This window comes from Paenibacillus sp. 7523-1 (assembly GCF_002276415.1).
In the GTDB taxonomy this organism is placed as follows: Bacteria; Bacillota; Bacilli; order Paenibacillales; family Paenibacillaceae; genus Paenibacillus; species Paenibacillus illinoisensis_A.
The window spans coordinates 118012-135291 of record NZ_NPBR01000008.1; the positions used below are offsets into that span (position 1 = coordinate 118012).

General features: G+C 46.7%; 16 protein-coding genes. 2 read left to right on the plus strand and 14 right to left on the minus strand.

The annotated features are described in order from the left end of the window. Window positions 1-34 precede the first annotated feature (34 nt). From pnpS to CHH60_RS09520, 3 genes are all read right to left on the minus strand, one after another. On the minus strand, window positions 35-1864 hold the full coding sequence (pnpS, locus tag CHH60_RS09510) for a two-component system histidine kinase PnpS (RefSeq protein ID WP_095359001.1): 1830 nt from the start codon (window positions 1862-1864) through the stop codon (window positions 35-37). A gap of 40 nt (window positions 1865-1904) precedes the next feature. Further along, entirely contained in the window at window positions 1905-2240 is a 336-nt protein-coding gene (locus tag CHH60_RS09515; RefSeq protein WP_095359002.1) for a cupin domain-containing protein, read from the minus strand. A gap of 290 nt (window positions 2241-2530) precedes the next feature. After that, window positions 2531-3400: an SDR family oxidoreductase gene (locus CHH60_RS09520; RefSeq protein ID WP_176476024.1), complete on the minus strand. Its 870-nt coding sequence runs from the start codon at window positions 3398-3400 to the stop codon at window positions 2531-2533. Window positions 3401-3763: 363 nt separating this feature from the next. Between CHH60_RS09520 and CHH60_RS09525 the strand changes: the two genes are divergently transcribed. Then, window positions 3764-5323 carry a histidine kinase N-terminal 7TM domain-containing diguanylate cyclase gene (locus CHH60_RS09525; protein ID WP_095359004.1) on the plus strand — a complete coding sequence of 520 codons (1560 nt, stop codon included), beginning with the start codon at window positions 3764-3766 and terminating at the stop codon, window positions 5321-5323. A gap of 158 nt (window positions 5324-5481) precedes the next feature. Here the strand turns inward: CHH60_RS09525 and CHH60_RS09530 are convergent, their stop codons facing one another. From CHH60_RS09530 to citZ, 4 genes are all read right to left on the minus strand, one after another. Beyond that, the gene (locus CHH60_RS09530; RefSeq protein ID WP_095359005.1) at window positions 5482-5907 is read right to left on the minus strand and encodes a hypothetical protein; all 426 of its coding nucleotides are present in this window, start codon (window positions 5905-5907) and stop codon (window positions 5482-5484) included. A gap of 134 nt (window positions 5908-6041) precedes the next feature. Continuing rightward, window positions 6042-6983 (minus strand): malate dehydrogenase, encoded by a 942-nt coding sequence (gene mdh / locus CHH60_RS09535; protein WP_095288122.1) that lies wholly within the window; start codon window positions 6981-6983, stop codon window positions 6042-6044. Between the two features lie 15 nt (window positions 6984-6998). After that, a complete protein-coding gene (gene icd, locus CHH60_RS09540; RefSeq protein WP_095359006.1) occupies window positions 6999-8291 on the minus strand; it encodes an NADP-dependent isocitrate dehydrogenase in 1293 nt (430 codons plus the stop codon). Window positions 8292-8441: 150 nt separating this feature from the next. Next, window positions 8442-9554: a citrate synthase gene (citZ, locus tag CHH60_RS09545; protein WP_095359007.1), complete on the minus strand. Its 1113-nt coding sequence runs from the start codon at window positions 9552-9554 to the stop codon at window positions 8442-8444. A 469-nt stretch (window positions 9555-10023) separates the two neighbouring features. Here citZ and ytvI point away from each other — a divergent pair, with 469 nt between their 5' ends. After that, window positions 10024-11142, plus strand: coding sequence for a sporulation integral membrane protein YtvI (gene ytvI, locus CHH60_RS09550; protein ID WP_095359008.1), 1119 nt, complete (start codon window positions 10024-10026; stop codon window positions 11140-11142). Between the two features lie 90 nt (window positions 11143-11232). On the opposite strand, the gene CHH60_RS09555 is transcribed toward ytvI, so the two are convergent. The 7 genes from CHH60_RS09555 to CHH60_RS09585 all read right to left on the minus strand — a co-directional run bounded on the left by CHH60_RS09555 (window position 11233) and on the right by CHH60_RS09585 (window position 17084). Next, window positions 11233-11628 (minus strand): FxsA family protein, encoded by a 396-nt coding sequence (locus CHH60_RS09555; protein ID WP_095359009.1) that lies wholly within the window; start codon window positions 11626-11628, stop codon window positions 11233-11235. A gap of 6 nt (window positions 11629-11634) precedes the next feature. Beyond that, entirely contained in the window at window positions 11635-12141 is a 507-nt protein-coding gene (locus tag CHH60_RS09560; RefSeq protein WP_095359010.1) for an acyl-CoA thioesterase, read from the minus strand. A 135-nt stretch (window positions 12142-12276) separates the two neighbouring features. Further along, on the minus strand, window positions 12277-13704 hold the full coding sequence (gene pyk / locus CHH60_RS09565; protein WP_095288128.1) for a pyruvate kinase: 1428 nt from the start codon (window positions 13702-13704) through the stop codon (window positions 12277-12279). 107 nt (window positions 13705-13811) lie between these two features. After that, a complete protein-coding gene (locus tag CHH60_RS09570; protein ID WP_095359011.1) occupies window positions 13812-14852 on the minus strand; it encodes an acetyl-CoA carboxylase carboxyltransferase subunit alpha in 1041 nt (346 codons plus the stop codon). Further along, entirely contained in the window at window positions 14853-15746 is an 894-nt protein-coding gene (gene accD / locus CHH60_RS09575; RefSeq protein ID WP_095359012.1) for an acetyl-CoA carboxylase, carboxyltransferase subunit beta, read from the minus strand. It lies immediately after the preceding gene. Window positions 15747-16155: 409 nt separating this feature from the next. Then, window positions 16156-16344, minus strand: a complete 189-nt coding sequence (locus tag CHH60_RS09580) for a hypothetical protein (RefSeq protein ID WP_017689496.1) — start codon at window positions 16342-16344, stop codon at window positions 16156-16158. A 248-nt stretch (window positions 16345-16592) separates the two neighbouring features. Then, window positions 16593-17084, minus strand: a complete 492-nt coding sequence (locus tag CHH60_RS09585; RefSeq protein ID WP_095359013.1) for a phosphatidylglycerophosphatase A family protein — start codon at window positions 17082-17084, stop codon at window positions 16593-16595. Window positions 17085-17280 lie beyond the last annotated feature (196 nt).

A 17280-nucleotide genomic window follows, 5' to 3' on the forward strand; every position in this document is an offset into this window, starting at 1 on the left:
AATTTATTCGATTTTACAATTCACTTCTTCAGGCCTAGATTTCTTCATCCTGTATTAGGGGAAGGATTACCTTGAACGTTGTACCCATGCCAAGTTCACTCTCAACCGATAACTTGCCATGATGAAGCTCAACCAGATGTTTCACAATGGATAACCCAAGCCCCGTACCACCAGAGTTGCGTGATCTTCCTTTGTCTACCCGGTAGAAACGTTCAAAGATTCTCGGCAGGTCCTTCTTCGGAATACCAATTCCGGTATCAGATACTGCAAATACCACCTGTTCCTCGGCTTCACCACGTTCGACCGTCACCTGTAATTTGACACGTCCCCCTTCAGGAGTGTAGTTAATCCCGTTCGAGAGCAGATTAATGAAAATTTGTTTCATTTTATCCTCATCAGCCTCGATATACAGCTCCTCTGGCACAAACATCTGCAGTCGAATCTGCTTCTTCTCTGCCACTTTGGATAGTGTACCCAGAACCATCTCGAAGAACGAATGCACATGTACGGGAGAACATTGCAGCGGTGCCCGCTTGGATTCGATCTTGGATAACTCCAGAATATCCCCGATTAACCGGTTTAATCGATCGCCTTCGTCATAGATGATCTGCAAGAATGACCGTTCCGTCTCTTTGTCCTGCACTCCCCCGCTGAGCAGCGTCTCAGCAAACCCTTTGACCGCGGCCACAGGAGTCTTCAATTCATGGGAAACATTCGCAACGAACTCACTGCGCATTGACTCCAGTCTGCGTATCGCCGTAACATCCTGCAAAAGGAAAAGCATTCCGCGGTATCCGCCATTATCTTCAGTCATCGGAACACCATCAATACGAATCAGACGTTCCTCCGGGTTAAAGATACTTACCTCCTCATGCATCCGTTCCTGAACAGCTACACTTTCTTCAATCGTCCGCGTCAATTCATAATGTTTCTTCAATTCAATATAGGGTTTACCTGTCACGCGTTCGGATTGAATACCCAGCATACGCTCTGCTTCCCGGTTTACCAGTGCAATGGATTGGGACGCATCAATCATGACAATGCCGCCTGCCATGTTGGCCAGGACACTCTGCAGTAATGCCTCATTATCACGAATTGTTTTAAGCTGTGTCTGTAGACTGTCAGCCATTCCGTTAATCGCCAGTCCAAGCTGTCCAATTTCGTCTCTGCGTGTTACCTTTACCCTGGCATCATATTCCAGTTTGGTAATCCGATGAGCTACCTTCGTTATGTGTTCGATTGGTGAGGTTAATCCCCGAGCAACCCTGTAACTGACCAGAGCTACAATCAGGAACAACAGCCCCAAGGCTACAAACATGATTAACCAGCCACGTTGTAACCCCTGATCAACAGCAGCCAAACTCATGGATAATCGGATGTAACCATCGAATTCTCCTCCGGGCACTTCTACCATGTCACTTTGATCCGAGTTCACGGGCAGAGCGACATATAACATATCTTCTCCCAGCGTCTCACTGAAACGGATCGACTGGCCATAACCATCACCAACTGCACCCTTGATCTCTTCCCGGTCTAAGTGATTATCCATTGTAGCAGGATCACTCTCTGAATCACCAATGACCGTTCCATCCCGATTAATAAACGTTACCCTGGAATCGGTGAGCTTCTCCAGCTCGCCTGCCCGATCCGAATAGTACTTTCTTGTTTCTGCCGAGGTTGGATCGGTCGCATCGTGGAAAGGAAACGTTGCCTTAAGCAAATTGATTTCACGCACCATCGTTTGCTCCAGTGCCGTGGTGTGTGTTGTTTTAAATACTCTGCCCATCGTATATCCAGCCACAATGACGGATACACCAATCAATATCATCATGATGATGGAAAGGCGAACTCGAAACGGTCTCATTAATCTCTTCCTTTTTAGTTAATCTCAATTATAGGTCAGTTCACTCTATCCGATCGCCACGTGTACCTGGCAGTGAAACAACCAGAAACTCTACTTCATTTGCACTTGTATTTTGCATCTGATGAGGGACTCCCGGTGGAATCTCCAGTCCTTCATGTGGCTCAAGTGTGTACTCCACGCCATCAAGCTCCATACACCCCACTCCGCTCAGGATAAAAAAGAATTGGCGGCTTACGTTATGGTAATGACGTACTTCAGCTGTTCCTGCAGGCATGCGCTCATGAATAATGCTTAAACCCTCGTTCTGCACGAGATGCCATCCATCACATTGTGCACCCCATATGTAATGTGCTGCGTTTTGTTTGCTAATCTTCATGTTGTATCCTCCCGATAGGTATGTTCCGTCTATCATATCACAGTTGCCTTTGGGACAGATTCGTTTCTAATTGAAACCAGATTACGACATGAAGTACTTTTTACGGTACGAGGTTCAAGAGAACATGTATCAAGAATATCATGTAACTATCATCTCTGATCCTGACTTTTGTAAACATAGCACAGAAATTTGGGATCATTGTCAAAACTAAAAAGACGTACCGCCAGCAGCAGCTGAACGATACGTCTTAGATATGTGATTGAAAATACTAACTCGAACGGAGCTTTAGATTATCCATTAACGACTTCGCCACCGTTGATGTGAATGACTTGTCCACTCACATAGGAGGAATCATCCGAAGCGAGATATACATATGCAGGAGCCAGCTCATCCGGTTGACCAGGACGTTTCATCGGCTGCGTAGCGCCGAACTCGCTCACCTTTTTCTCATCAAATGTCGATGGAATCAGTGGTGTCCAGATTGGGCCTGGAGCTACCGCATTTACACGAATGCCTTTCTCAATAACATTCATGGACAGGGAACGCGTGAACGATGTAATCGCTCCTTTGGTGGACGAATAGTCGAGCAGAGTCGGACTACCTCGATAGGCTGTGATGGACGTCGTGTTGATAATTGTGCTGCCTTGCTTCAGATGTGGCAGGGCGGCCTGCGTGATATAAAACATCCCGAAGATGTTGGTGCGGAACGTCCGCTCCAGCTGTTCAGGCGTAATATCCTCGAGCTGCTGCTGTGGGTGCTGCTCGGCCGCATTGTTAACCACAATATCCAGCTTGCCCAGCTGCTCCACCGTCTGTTGAACAGCTTGCTTGGCAAATGAATCATCACCAATATCTCCGGCAATCAGGATACACTTGCGTCCTTCCTGCTCCACTTGACGTTTGGTTTCTTCTGCATCCTGGTGCTCGCTGAGGTATACAATGGCTACATCCGCGCCCTCTTTGGCATACGTAACGGCAACGGCACGTCCGATTCCACTGTCACCTCCGGTAATAAGGGCAACTTTGTCCAATAATTTGTCAGCCGCCTTATACTGCGGTTTTTCAAACTCCGGCTTAGGGTGCATCTCCGATTCAATTCCGGGACGCTGGTCCTGATGTTGTGCTGGCATCGTTTTTTGCGTTTGTGTATTGGTTGACATTTCACATTCTCCTCTCAAAATGAATGGCTGTAAACTTCTCATTCTGTAGGATGGCATGAACAGTGCAGATTATTCCTGCTGCAGCTGACATCATCCAAAACTCACTTCTGCTGTCTCGATACTTACTTACCACTCTCTTTTGAAGGTCAAACAGAAAATAGGATGAATTATAGATTGCACCAAATTTCGATTATTTTTCGAAAATGACCTGTTTCATGACACAAATTGTATTCCTATGCCGCTTGGGCTGAGGTACAATGTACAGTATACAATTGTGATTTTAGTACCTTATACCCGGTATATATTCTGCGTTCGATCAAGCATCTCAAATAACAGATTCTCAATCTGACATGGAGCCAAACAATGGAATCGCACATTAACGCTTATATATCCCTTGTAACCACTTCAGCCGTCCTGAATGTTTTTTTGTGTGTATACACCTATTTTAGAAGAGCAGAAGTTTCAAGAGCCAACGTATTTATGCTCTATACGGCTGCCTTATCCGTTTATACCTTTGGTTATGCCATTGAGCTCGCCAGCAATACACTGGAACAAATGAAATTCTGGACGGTAGTGGAGTACATGGGCATGCCTTTCTCCGCCTCCCTCGGCTTGATCCTGATGATCCGGTATACGGGCAAGTCACTATCGAAAAAGGCAACAGCAGCGCTGTTCGTCATTCCGACGATTACGCTCTTCATGGTTGCAACCAATGACTACCACCATTTATTCTACAAAAAAGTATGGCTTCGAACAGATAGTTCTGTTCCTTTGATGGATATTGCCGCTGGCCAATGGTATGTTGTTCATGGAGCATTTACGTTTTCATGTCTGTTATGTGCGTGTCTGATCCTTATTGCGCAATGGAAACACACCAAGAAAATGTATCGCCGTCAGCTGCTTACATTGATTACATCCCAACTGATACCGATGACGGGTGCCTTTCTTTACTTAATGGGACTGACGCCAGGAGGAATGGATCCTGTGCCGGTACTCATGTGTGTCACTTCATCCATGTACATCTGGGCAATCCTGTCTTCTCGTCTGTTGACCATCGTTCCTATAGCCAAAGACAGTATCTTTGAGAGCATGCGCGAGGGCGTTATTGTTCTGGATGGTTCGAATCGTCTGGTCGATTACAACAAAGCGTTGCGCGATATGCTGCCTGAACTGGAGACAAGCATGGTTGGACAGCCGCTGAATGATATTTGGCTTTCACTGGCCGGCGAGAATTTTCCCGTGGAATACGGAAGAGAAGGCCTGCAGACGGATCTCTATTGGCAGCTGCATGGGCAGACGGTTTGTTATCAGGTCAGAACATCTTATGTGTATAACAAAAACGGAGAGCCCGTTGGAAGTCTGATCATGCTAATCGATATTACGGAGCAGCGGTTTCTACAAGAACAATTGAAGCAGCTCGCATATTTCGACGGTTTGACCAAAATATACAATCGAACGCAGTTTCTGCATAAAGGCCGTGAAATACTGAACGAGGCACAGCTTAGCCATCAGCCTGCATCTTTTATTCTATTTGATATCGATCATTTCAAACGGATCAATGACACTTATGGACACGAAGTTGGGGATCAGGCCCTTATTCATGTCGTCTCAGTATGTAATCGTTATTTGAAACCTGAAATGGTGTTCGCCCGGTATGGCGGAGAGGAATTTGTCATTGCCCTGCCGAATGCAGCTCTTCAGGATGGAAAGCAGCTAGCCGAGCAGTTACGTGTGGCTTTGTTGAATGACCCTCTTCATGTGGAGGGAAGTCTTGTGCCTATTACTTCAAGCTTTGGGGTGGCCCAGTATAGCCGTGAAACGGATTCACTGGAATCCTTGCTTCGGGATGCCGATAGCGCATTATACGAGTCCAAACGAAATGGGCGCAACGCTGTATTTACTCATACAGTCAGCCTTGCCTAGTCCAATATGTTAAACAAATAAAAATAGACAGCCCCATGGGTTGTCTATTTTTGATACTAACATGATTACCCTGCAAGGCTTGTCTACCAGCATTTTATGCAAGCGTTTTAGATTTTGGTTAACAGGCTGTATCGAGCAATAGTCTTGCAGATAACTAGTTAGATTATCGTGCGATCAACCATAAGATAAACCATAATGAGCAAGAGGACAGCCAGTATTGTACTGAACGTACGAATCTTGCCCTGTTCCGGGCTCACATCACGGTTGCTTTTCACACCTTCTGCGGCGAGACGCAGCGGTTTACCCATAATACCGCCAATGGCAGCAATGGCAAGCAATAAAACAACAACGACACCCATCCACAGGTGGGAATACTCACCCTTCGTCATCAGGTATCCCCCTGTGAGAAGCTGGATAACCAACCCATACTGGGCGATGCGGTTCAAGGAACGAACCGATGTAAATGCCCCTTCCTGTGCCGCAGCATTCAGTGTGCGGATCTTACCAACCACGAACGGCAAGATCAGATAGAACCCCATGGATAGCGCTCCGACGATATGGAGCAAATACATAATCATTGTCAAAATTTCCATCCTCCTCAACATTTTCAGTGTGCTATACATCACATCCCATTATACTGGGGAACTTATCCAAAGAAAAGAAAACCTCCGGATTTCCGGAGGTTTTCTCACTTTTTATGTTCAAGAAGTTTTCAAACTTATATGGTCACGACTGAAATGACGTTTCGAACAGAATCCGCAGATTTGTCCAGCCCCGCCTTTTCTTCAGGTGTGAGCTCGAGTTCAAATACTTTCTCAATCCCATTACCACCCAGAATGGTTGGCACACCGAGGAACAAGTCGTTATAACCATACTCGCCTTCCAAGTAAGCAATCACTGGGATGATCCGTTTTTTGTCCTTCAAAATGGCTTCGGTCATCTGAACCAGTGAAGCTGCTGGGGCATAATAGGCACTTCCGTTACCCAGCAGATTGACAATTTCGCCGCCGCCAACACGTGTGCGTTGTACGATGGATTCAATGCGATCTGCCGGAATCAATGTATCGATTGGAATACCACCAACACTTGAATAACGAACAAGTGGTACCATGTCGTCTCCGTGGCCACCAAGAACGAAACCACGAACATCCTCAACGGATACATTTAGCTCCTGCGCAATGAATGTGCAATAACGCGCTGTATCCAGGACACCGGATTGGCCGATAACTCGGTTTTTAGGAAATCCTAGTGTTTTATATGCAGCATACGTCATCGCATCTACCGGGTTACTCAGAATAATGACGATGGAATCAGGGCAATATTTTTTCACGTTTTCACACACGGACTTCACGATTCCAGCGTTGGTATTGACCAGATCATCCCGGCTCATTCCCGGCTTGCGGGCAATGCCTGCAGTGATAATCACAATGTCTGAACCAGCCGCATCTTCGTAGTTTGAAGTTCCGACGATATTGCTGTCAAAGCCTTGAACAGGGCTCGCCTCCAGCATATCGAGTGCTTTACCTTTAGTCGGGTTTTCCAATTGAGGAATATCAACCAGCACAACATCTCCAAGCTCCTTTTGGGCAAGCATTAGAGCGGTTGTTGCTCCGGTAAATCCGGCACCGACTACTGTGATTTTTTTGCGCTGAATAGTCATGCCTCTCAACTCCCCTTACAGGTTTTTAATGATTTGATCAGCGAATTCAGAGCATTTAACTTCAGTAGCACCATCCATCAAACGTGCGAAGTCATACGTTACGGTTTTGTTGTTGATGGAAGTTTCCATACCTTTGTAGATCAGGTTTGCTGCTTCTTGCCATCCCAGGTGCTCAAGCAACATAACGCCAGACAAGATAACGGAACCAGGGTTCACGACGTCTTTGTCCGCATATTTAGGTGCAGTACCGTGAGTAGCTTCGAAGATCGCATGGCCTGTTACATAGTTGATGTTCGCTCCAGGAGCGATACCGATACCACCAACTTGTGCAGCAAGTGCGTCGGACAGGTAGTCACCGTTCAGGTTCAATGTAGCAATAACATCGAATTCGCCTGGACGAGTCAATACTTGTTGCAGAGCAATGTCGGCAATCGCATCTTTAACGATGATTTTACCTGCATCTTCAGCTGCTTTTTGAGCTGCATTCGCTGCATCCGTACCTTCTTTTTCTTTGATGATGTCGTATTGTGCCCAAGTGAACACTTTATCGCCGAACTCTTCCTCAGCGACTTCATAACCCCAGTTTTTGAAGGCACCTTCAGTAAATTTCATGATGTTGCCTTTGTGTACCAATGTCACGCTCTTACGGTTGTGATCGATGGCGTATTGAACTGCTGCACGTACCAGACGTTTGGAACCTTCGGAAGATACTGGCTTGATACCGATACCCGAAGTTTCAGGGAAACGGATTTTGTTAACGCCCATTTCCTGTTGCAGGAACTGAATCATTTTTTTCACTTCATCGGAACCTTCAGCATACTCGATACCAGCGTAGATATCTTCTGTATTCTCACGGAAAATGACCATGTCTACCAGTTCAGGACGTTTAACCGGGGAAGGCACTCCGTCGAAATAACGCACAGGACGCAGGCAAGTGTACAGGTCAAGCTCTTGACGCAATGCTACGTTCAGGGAACGAATTCCGCCACCGATTGGCGTCGTCAGAGGTCCTTTGATGGCTACGATATACTCACGAATTGCTTCAAGCGTATCATTCGGCAACCACTCACCGTATGTATTGAATGCTTTCTCACCAGCAAACACTTCATACCATGCAATTTTTTTGCTGCCATCATATGCTTTTTCAACAGCTGCATCCAATACACGCTTGGAAGCTTTCCAGATGTCGCGGCCTGTACCGTCACCTTCGATAAAAGGAATGATCGGGTTATTAGGCACTTGCAGTGTTCCGTTATCAATCTGAATTTTTTCCCCTTCAGTTGGATGAGCGAATTTTTCTAATTTCATAATCATAATTCCTCCTTGAGTGTTGGTATATTTCCGGTATCATGATACCGCTTGTCTTATCGAAGGAAGGGTCTTGATGTCTGGCCAGGCTTGCTGCCAGTTTTCGGGACCCTTCACCCCATCCAGTTTATTATACTGGTTTTCCGTCTATTAGCGAAGCTCAACTGAAATGTAACGCTGATCCGTTGGACCTGTATATTCTGCACGCGGACGAATAATGCGGTTATCCGCAAGCTGCTCCAGAATATGTGCTGTCCATCCGGATACCCGGCTGATGGCAAAGATCGGCGTGAACAGTTCCTGTTCGATACCCAGCTGGGTATACACGGAAGCGGAATAGAAATCCACGTTCGGCTTCAACCCTTTTTGCCCGGTAACCAGTTCTTCAATCTTCACAGACATCTCATAAAGGCGGGTGTCATTGTTCATGGTGCCCAGCTCTTTGGACATCTTCTGCAGGTGTTTGGCACGTGGATCACCATTTTTGTATACACGGTGTCCGAAGCCCATGATTTTCTCACGATTGTTCAGCTTCTCCTGAATCGCTGCTTCCAGACGATCCGGCGTGCCAATCTCATTCAGCATCTTCATGACGGCTTCGTTCGCACCACCATGCAGGGGTCCCTTCAGTGCGCCAATAGCGGAAGTTACGCCTGAATAAATGTCGGAGAGCGTAGCTACGGTTACCCGTGCTGCAAACGTCGAAGCATTCAGTTCATGATCCGCGTGCAGAACCAGAGCCTGATCTAGCGCTTTAACTGCCGTATCGGAAGGTTCTTCACCTGTCATCATGTACAGGAAATTCTCAGCGATGGAAGCGCCTTCTTTAGGAGCCACAGGCTCTTTTCCCTGACGGATGCGGGCGATGGCTGCCACAATCGTTGGCAATTGAGCTTGCAACTTGACCGCTTTATTTTCATTAGCTTCAGCTGTCATCTCGTCAGCCTGCTCATCATACAGTCCCAGAGCGGATACTGCAGAACGCAGTGCTGCCATGGTACTCATGTTTTTCGGATACAATTGGATTTGTGCAATCAACTCGCTCGGAATCGGCGCGTAATCGCTCAGGCTTTTACGAAGGGATTTCAATTCATCCGTATTGGGCAATTTGCCGAACCACAGCAAATAAGCAACTTCTTCAAAGCTTGCATGTTCAGCCAAATCGTCAATATTGTAGCCACGGTATGTAAGTACACCGTCTACAATGGAACTGATCGAAGAGGTTGTTGCAACGATGCCTTCCAGACCTTTGGTAGCTGTCATATTACATCTCTCCTTTAATAAACGAAATCAAGAAACCACAAAGCATGATGAAGCTCTTAGAAAAGCATAATAATTGGTGTTGAAAACATTTACAATTCATTAAATAGTAAAACCGTCAAAATTCGGGTTTCTTATCTGTCAATCGGTATTTCCTTATAACATCATACTGGATTTTGTCGGTTATGTGAACATCACCAAAGGCCATTCGCACATCAAACTTCTTTATCACGCCTATAAATCATTTTTGAAAACCTTTACAAAAACAAGGTTGACATTTTATCCTATTTATATAATTCTGTGCACCTGCGCGATGAATATTGCTATATATCCGTGTGTTCTGGCATACTCTAGGCAAAAGAAAATAAATGCTCCTTGGCAAGCCAAACAAACGTTTCAAAACGCTACAATTGCTCTATATTAACTAGATAGCTTCTATGCTGATCGAAATTGTTAGAAGGAGACGTGACGTTTGGACAGAATTATTATGAAACGCCTGCTGCGCGGCTTGTGGGTCATTATTGCGACCGTTCTGATCGCCTTTGCCATATACGTGCTGTTCCCGCTTTTATACCCCTTTGTCATCGCATGGATTATCGCTTATGCGATGAATCCGCTGGTGAAGCTGCTTCAAGACAAAGCCCGCTTTCCACGCTGGTTAGCCGTAACCCTTTCATTGATTGTCTATTTCGGGGCAATCGTTGTGATACTTTCCGCAGCAGTAACCCGGATGGTAAAAGAAGTGATATCACTCACCACGAGTTTTGACCTGCATGTGGACGAGATTAAAGAAACCTTTGTCCGCTGGACCCAAAACGATACGATCCAGAACCTGATCGGACAGATTAATGAATTTTATAAGGAAAATCCTAACTACCAGGAAACGATCAACAGCAATATCAGCAAAACAACCGAAACGGTAGGTACGGCTGTCAGCGATCTGGTTACCGGATTTTTCAATATGATTTTGGGCCTGCTGACCTCTCTTCCCAACATGGGAGCGGTATTAATTGTCGTTCTGCTCTCCACGTTCTTTATTAGCAAAAGCTGGACGCGCCACGGCATTACAGTCTCGGGATGGGTGCCTTCTTCAATCCGCAAACCGATTACGGATATATGGAACGACTTAAAGAAAGCATTGTTCGGCTACGCCCGTGCTCAACTGATCATGATTTCAATAACTGCGGTATTTGTCATGATTGGATTGCTCATTTTACAGGTGAAGTCTGCTTTCACTATTGCATTGCTAATCGGCCTGGTTGATCTTCTTCCTTATCTTGGCGTCGGGCTGGTCATGGTTCCATGGGCAGCATACCTGTTTATGAACGGAGACCTCTATCTAGGGATTGGTATTTCGGTCGTTTATCTCATCGTACTGATTGCGAGACAGATCATTGAGCCAAAGGTACTGGCAAGCAGTGTAGGTCTGGATCCACTTGCGACACTGGTGGGCATGTTTGTTGGACTGAAGCTCTTTGGCGTACTCGGCCTGATCATCGGTCCTGTCAGCTTGGTCATTCTTGATGCCTTCAATCGTGCGAATGTGCTGCGTGACCTGAGAACGTACATTATCAATGGCCGGGTCCGATAGCATTTGTACATTTTTTTAATACATCAAAAAGGCTCCTTCTGCAGAACAAGATCTGCGCGAAGGAGCCTTTAATAATGAATCAACACCATATTAGCGACGGCGGTAGAATGTGATGCTGCCGTTTTTCATTTTTTTCTCAAGCCAACCTAGGAAAAATAAGCGGTACACAGCACGTGTTAACGGAAATACAAGGGTAAATCCGATGATATCCGTAACAAACCCCGGAATCAACAGCAAGAAACCACCCACAAAAATAAAAAGTCCGTCTACCATTTTCCGTCCAGGCACTTTACCGCGTTCCATCTCGGTTTTGGCATCGACGAGTACTTTTCGCCCTTCAAACTGCAGCATCGCTATACCAATCAAGGACGTGAGAATCATGAGAAGCAAGGTCTTCCCGGCTCCGATCCAGTCACTCATCAGAATGAATCCAAACAATTCCATAACCGGAACGAATAATAATATAGCCCACATCCATTTTCGCATTACAAATTACTCCTTTCCTGAGAGCCACACTTTCTCCAGTGCGCTATAGAGCTCAGGGGCGGCTTTATCCAGTCTTACCGGCTTCCAATCTCCATTCACCCATACATGCTGGGTAGAGCCTGTAACCAGTCGTTCTCCCGGAAGCGATTCATCAGAAGCCCATATCTGCTCTCCAATGCCGAATTGTACAGCAAGGTCTTCGGTCATGCGTCTTACGTCGTACTCATAATTTAATCGCAGACCACTAAAAGCAACAATTCGGGTGAATATCATAATCTCATCATCATACTTTGCAGGCTTATGATACTTCACATCCAGTCCAGTTACGGGAAGCAGTAGCCCCTGTTCCTCCATTTTACGATATGTATACCCCATTTGGCGAATCATCTCGGTTCGACCGATTTCAAACCAATTCAAATAGTTGGCGTGATAGACCACACCCATCTGATCACTCTCTTGATAGCGCACACGCAAACGTGCCGCATACCAGTTTCCATGGTGCTGTTCTTGCATGTTACCCGCCTCCTTGGGTCTACCCTTTATACGTATTTATTCAGTGAAAAGTCTCATAAAGATGGAAAAAAGCAACGGGACAATTGCCCCATTGCTTCATTCCTGTTTTGATCCATCTAAAACTTAATTGTTCAATTAAGCGTTGTTTGGAATTTGGCTTACCTTGATCAGGTTGGTGGAACCGGAGCGACCCAGAGGTACACCCGCAGTGATGACAACCAGATCACCTTCTTTGACGATTCCGGATTTCAAACCGCCTTCGATTGCATTCTCAAACAAGGAATCCGTTGAGTCACAACGTCTGCCTTTCACCGGTGTAACCCCCCAAGCCAGTGCAAGACGACGGGAAGTTCTATCTTCCGTAGTCACAGCAATGATTGGAGCTTCCGGACGGTATTTGGAAACCATACGAGCCGTATGGCCAGATTCAGTCGAAGTGATGATCGCTTTTGCGTTCAGATCTTGAGCGGACAGCGCAACGGATTGGCTGATTGCCTCTGTAACAGTTGTTTGTTGTGCAACGCGTTGTTTCAGATACAGCTCTTGATAAGGCAGAGCGGACTCTGCTTTTTCAGCGATACGGGACATTGTCAGAACGGATTCAACCGGGTATTTACCCGCAGCTGTCTCACCAGACAACATGATTGCATCTGTTCCGTCGAAGATCGCATTCGCAACGTCACTTGCTTCCGCACGAGTTGGACGTGGGTTGCGCTGCATGGAATCCAGCATTTGTGTAGCTGTAATAACCGGTTTGCCTGCAACATTACATTTTTCGATCATGCGTTTTTGTACCAATGGTACTTCTTCCGCAGGAATTTCCACGCCGAGGTCACCACGAGCTACCATCAAGCCATCAGACACTTCAAGGATCTCATCCAGGTTGTCTACGCCTTGTTGGTTCTCAATTTTGGAGATGATTTGGATATGTCCAGCATTGTGTTTCTCAAGCAGTTCACGAATCTCAAGCACGTCACTTGCTTTACGAACAAAAGAAGCCGCGATGAAATCGATACCTTGCTCGATACCAAATACGATATCGTTCGCATCTTTTTCAGTGATACCCGGCAGAGAAATGGCAACGCCCGGAACGTTAACACCTTTTTTGCTTTTGATCGTTCCGCCGTTCACGATACGGCATTTGATCTCGGTGCCTTGCACTTCCACCACAGTCAGTCCGATCAGACCGTCGTCGATCAGAATTGTAGATCCCGGCTCAACATCATTTGGAAGATCTGCATACGTAATGGAAAGACGTTCTTTGGTGCCCAGAATTTCTTCTGTTGTCAAAGTGATGTACTCGTCCTGAACCAGTTCAATCGGTTCAACTTCGAGTTTACCTGTCCGAATTTCCGGTCCTTTGGTGTCCAGCAGGATTGCTACGGTTTTGTTCAACTCTTCGCATGCTTGGCGAATCGCTTTGATCCGTCCGCCGTGCTCATCGAAATCACCGTGGGAGAAGTTCAGACGGGCCACGTTCATACCGGCCATAATCAGTTTTTTGGTGTTCTCCAGTGATTCACTGGATGGACCGATTGTACATACAATTTTCGTTTTGCGCATTTTGGGTTTCCTCCGATTTTAAAAGGTCTCTCTGTATATGTCTTTTTTCTTTTTCCAACTATTAAATTTACTATACTTTCGTTCTTTTGTATAGGAAATTCGTCACATCATTCTGCATTTCCCGACAAATTATTCACTACATCCACTCGAACAGGCTCCTCGGGAGCTTCAACTGGGGCCGGTGGCGTTGGAGTTTCGAACGTAACAGATCCGATTTTCCGGAATTTCTCGTACCGATCCTGCTTCAGCTGATCCCCGCTCCAGCCTTTCATCTCTTCCAGATGACGAACCAGAGCTTGGCTGATCGCTGCTGCAGCACCTTCATAATCCCGATGCGCACCACCACGTGGTTCAGGGACAATTTCCTCGATAACTTCCATCTCCAGCAGATCCTTGGCAGTTATCTTCATCGCTTCCGCTGCCTGATCTGCCTTGGACGCATCTTTCCACAGGATGGACGCTGCACCATTCGGAGAGATCGCTGAATAAATGGCATGCTCCAGCATGAGTACACGATTGCCTACAGCCAAGGCGAGTGCGCCGCCGCTTCCACCCTCACCGATAACCACAACAATTACAGGCACCGTGAGCTTCGCCATTTCAATCAGGTTACGGGCGATGGCTTCCGATTGACCTCTCTCTTCTGCAGTATTACCCGGATAGGCTCCTTTAGTATCAACAAATGTAATAATTGGACGGCCAAATTTGTTCGCCTGCTTCATCAGCCGCAGTCCTTTGCGGAAACCTTCCGGATGCGCGCTCCCGAAAAAGCGGGCGATATTATCCTTCGTATCTTTCCCCCGCTGTTGTCCGATGACGGTTACCGTTCTTCCATTCAGTTTCGCAAGGCCGCCAACGACGGCCAAATCGTCGCCAAACATCCGATCACCATGAAGTTCGATAAAATCGGTAAAAATCAGCTGGATCAGGTCAAGTGCAGTTGGACGCTGTTGATGACGCGCCAGATGCATTTTCTGAGCTGCCGTTATGCCGGAATAAATCTCTTCTTCAAGTCTATGATAACGTTCCTCCAGGCGGGCGATTTCATCGGTGAAATCAATGCCCTTCTCCTGGCCAAACTGTACAAGCTCCTCAATCTTTTTGCGCATCTCAACCAGAGGCGCTTCATATGGCAACTCACCCGCCATTTAGACCCCTCCTTTTTCGCTGTGCATATCCAGAAGCTTGGCAAGGGTCGTACGAAGTTCCTTCCGATGAATCACCAAGTCCAACTGACCATGCTGCATATTAAATTCTGCCGTCTGGAAATCCTCTGGCAGCTTCTGACGAATGGTTTGCTCGATAACAATTCGGCCGGCAAAGCCAAATACGGCACCTGGTTCAGCGATGTTGATATCACCCAGACTGGCGAAACTCGCTGATACCCCACCTGTGGTCGGGTCCGTGATGACCGAAATATAAAGTCCTCCCTGTTCATCCAAACGAGCCAGTGCCGCACTTGTTTTGGCCATCTGCATCAAGCTGAGGATACTCTCCTGCATCCGCGCTCCACCAGAGGTCGAGAAAATAATCAGGGGCAATTTTTTCTCCGTCGCGTGCTCTACTGCACGAGTAATTTTCTCCCCTACAACAGAACCCATGCTGCCTGTGAAGAAATCAAAACTCATAACAGCAACAACTACAGGTAAACCTTCAATTGTTCCTTCTCCTGTAATTACAGCTTCCTTCAGTCCTGACTTCAGACGCTGCTGCTCCAGCTTGCTGCTGTATCCCGGAAAACCAAGCGGATCCACCGAAACCATGTCGGCATCCAGCTCAACAAAGCCTTGCTCGTCCAAAACCATGGCAATACGCTCCATGGCATTCAGGCGCATGTGATAGCCGCAAGCAGGGCATACTTTCAGATTTTTCTCCAATTCCTTGCTATATTGAATCGTGCCGCATTTGCTGCACTTGTTCATAAGTCCTTCAGGGATTTCACGCTTTGGACGTTCTACGACTTCCTGGCCTTCGCCACGAACCGCACGCTCGGAAGGTATGGTAGCGTACTTCCGTTTTTTTTGGAATATATCTTTGAACACAACTACACCTCTCCAGCCGTTGATTTGATAGCCGCACCCTGCAGTACATCGCGAAAAGCGACTTCTACAGAGGTACTGCGGTGAACCGTTTACGACCCACACGCTGCAATGGGCCTTGTCCAGGCATTCACAACAAAAAAATCTGCCGGCATAAGGCAAGAATCAGTGGCTTCTATCAGCATGATTGATGTTACCTGTAATACCGAAAGATTGTTGCGCGAAATACTTGAACTTGTCTCGGTAGGGTCTCCGGGAGCAGCCTGGTCAGTCCATAGCCTAACAAAAAAAGAAGGAAGGACAGCAGCATACAATACATGCAAGTCGATTCCTCTCTCCGCTTGCGCGGTCAGCCCCTTATGTACCGATGGTACTTTCTTCTTCGCCAAGGCACCTCTGATGTTGAATCAAATCAGGAATGCAGAATTGAATTCAGCACTTCCTGGACTTCTTCCAATTCCCCAGAAGGGACGCGAATCTCAAATTGCTGTTTGGATAAACTGATGGGACGGGTCTGTACCAGAAAACCTTCTTCCGAAAGCTTGGTCTTAATCTTGTCCGCAACCTTTGCTGTCGGTGCAATGTAAATCACCGTCCACATGCCATGTCCGCCCCCTAAGCTAATGTTCAGAGCCCGTATATTGGACTAATGATACCATACCTCCGTTTTTTTCTGCAAGGAAGGGTTCAGGACCTTAGGGGAGAAAACGGGATCTTGGGGGACATTTGTCCCACTAGGATAACCAATACGCTTAACACTTCGTCCGATATTTAGGCAAGGGAGATAAGACATTCAGGTACTCCAGGGCAGCACCTGCCGCCCTGGATGTCCTGCAGCTAGGGAGGAAATTAGTAATCGGTAGGGTATTTTTTAGCATTGAGATTTTTGTGGGCAATACGTGCGGAAGCCGCGGCAGCCAGACCGGCGACCAGATCATCCAGGAAGACATGAATGCCTGATCCATCTTCATTCAGATCGTGAATGACGCCTATTTTTTCTTTATCCAGGTAACCAAAACTGGTTAAACCAATCATGCCATACACATGGGTAATGCCAAGGGCCAGAGTCTCGTCCACTCCATACAGGGATTCATCCGCTTCCATAATAGCCTGCAGCGGCTGGGGCAAGAGACGTTTTTCAGCCAGTTCATCCAGAGCAATGCCAGTATACAGCGTATACTGAACCTCTCTTTTTTGTAGTACCGACTTCACACTGGTTACACAATCATCCATAGTCAGTTCCGGGTGGTACCCTTTTTGCAGACGATATACAATTTCAGCGATTGCATCAATCTGTACACCCCGCCGGGCCAGCATAGCTTCTACGATTTCATATGACATATCTCGACCTCCCGCATCGCTCCCCCGAGGACCGCGAGGTCCTTCGGTGTTCTCAAGTGTATGCGGCTACCCAGCAAAACGTTCATAAAAAAACACAAATGGACTTCTGTCCGGGGTTAAAGGAGGCTTTCCAGGCAGTAGTCTCACTTGGTTTGGCCAAACAAAAGAACCCGTCCGGCATAACCAGACAGGTTCC

Excerpts from the sequence above, each read along its gene's own strand:
- CHH60_RS09520 (WP_176476024.1), bottom strand. The coding sequence starts at position 3,400 with ATGTCAACCAATACACAAACGCAAAAAACGATGCCAGCACAACATCAG.
- citZ (WP_095359007.1), bottom strand. The coding sequence starts at position 9,554 with ATGACAGCTACCAAAGGTCTGGAAGGCATCGTTGCAACAACCTCTTCG.
- pnpS (WP_095359001.1), bottom strand. The coding sequence starts at position 1,864 with ATGAGACCGTTTCGAGTTCGCCTTTCCATCATCATGATGATATTGATT.
- mdh (WP_095288122.1), bottom strand. The coding sequence starts at position 6,983 with ATGACTATTCAGCGCAAAAAAATCACAGTAGTCGGTGCCGGATTTACC.
- CHH60_RS09525 (WP_095359004.1), top strand. The coding sequence starts at position 3,764 with ATGGAATCGCACATTAACGCTTATATATCCCTTGTAACCACTTCAGCC.
- CHH60_RS09580 (WP_017689496.1), bottom strand. The coding sequence starts at position 16,344 with ATGTGGACGGTGATTTACATTGCACCGACAGCAAAGGTTGCGGACAAG.
- CHH60_RS09585 (WP_095359013.1), bottom strand. The coding sequence starts at position 17,084 with ATGTCATATGAAATCGTAGAAGCTATGCTGGCCCGGCGGGGTGTACAG.
- CHH60_RS09570 (WP_095359011.1), bottom strand. The coding sequence starts at position 14,852 with ATGGCGGGTGAGTTGCCATATGAAGCGCCTCTGGTTGAGATGCGCAAA.
- CHH60_RS09515 (WP_095359002.1), bottom strand. The coding sequence starts at position 2,240 with ATGAAGATTAGCAAACAAAACGCAGCACATTACATATGGGGTGCACAA.
- icd (WP_095359006.1), bottom strand. The coding sequence starts at position 8,291 with ATGAAATTAGAAAAATTCGCTCATCCAACTGAAGGGGAAAAAATTCAG.
- CHH60_RS09560 (WP_095359010.1), bottom strand. The coding sequence starts at position 12,141 with ATGCAAGAACAGCACCATGGAAACTGGTATGCGGCACGTTTGCGTGTG.
- pyk (WP_095288128.1), bottom strand. The coding sequence starts at position 13,704 with ATGCGCAAAACGAAAATTGTATGTACAATCGGTCCATCCAGTGAATCA.
- CHH60_RS09555 (WP_095359009.1), bottom strand. The coding sequence starts at position 11,628 with ATGCGAAAATGGATGTGGGCTATATTATTATTCGTTCCGGTTATGGAA.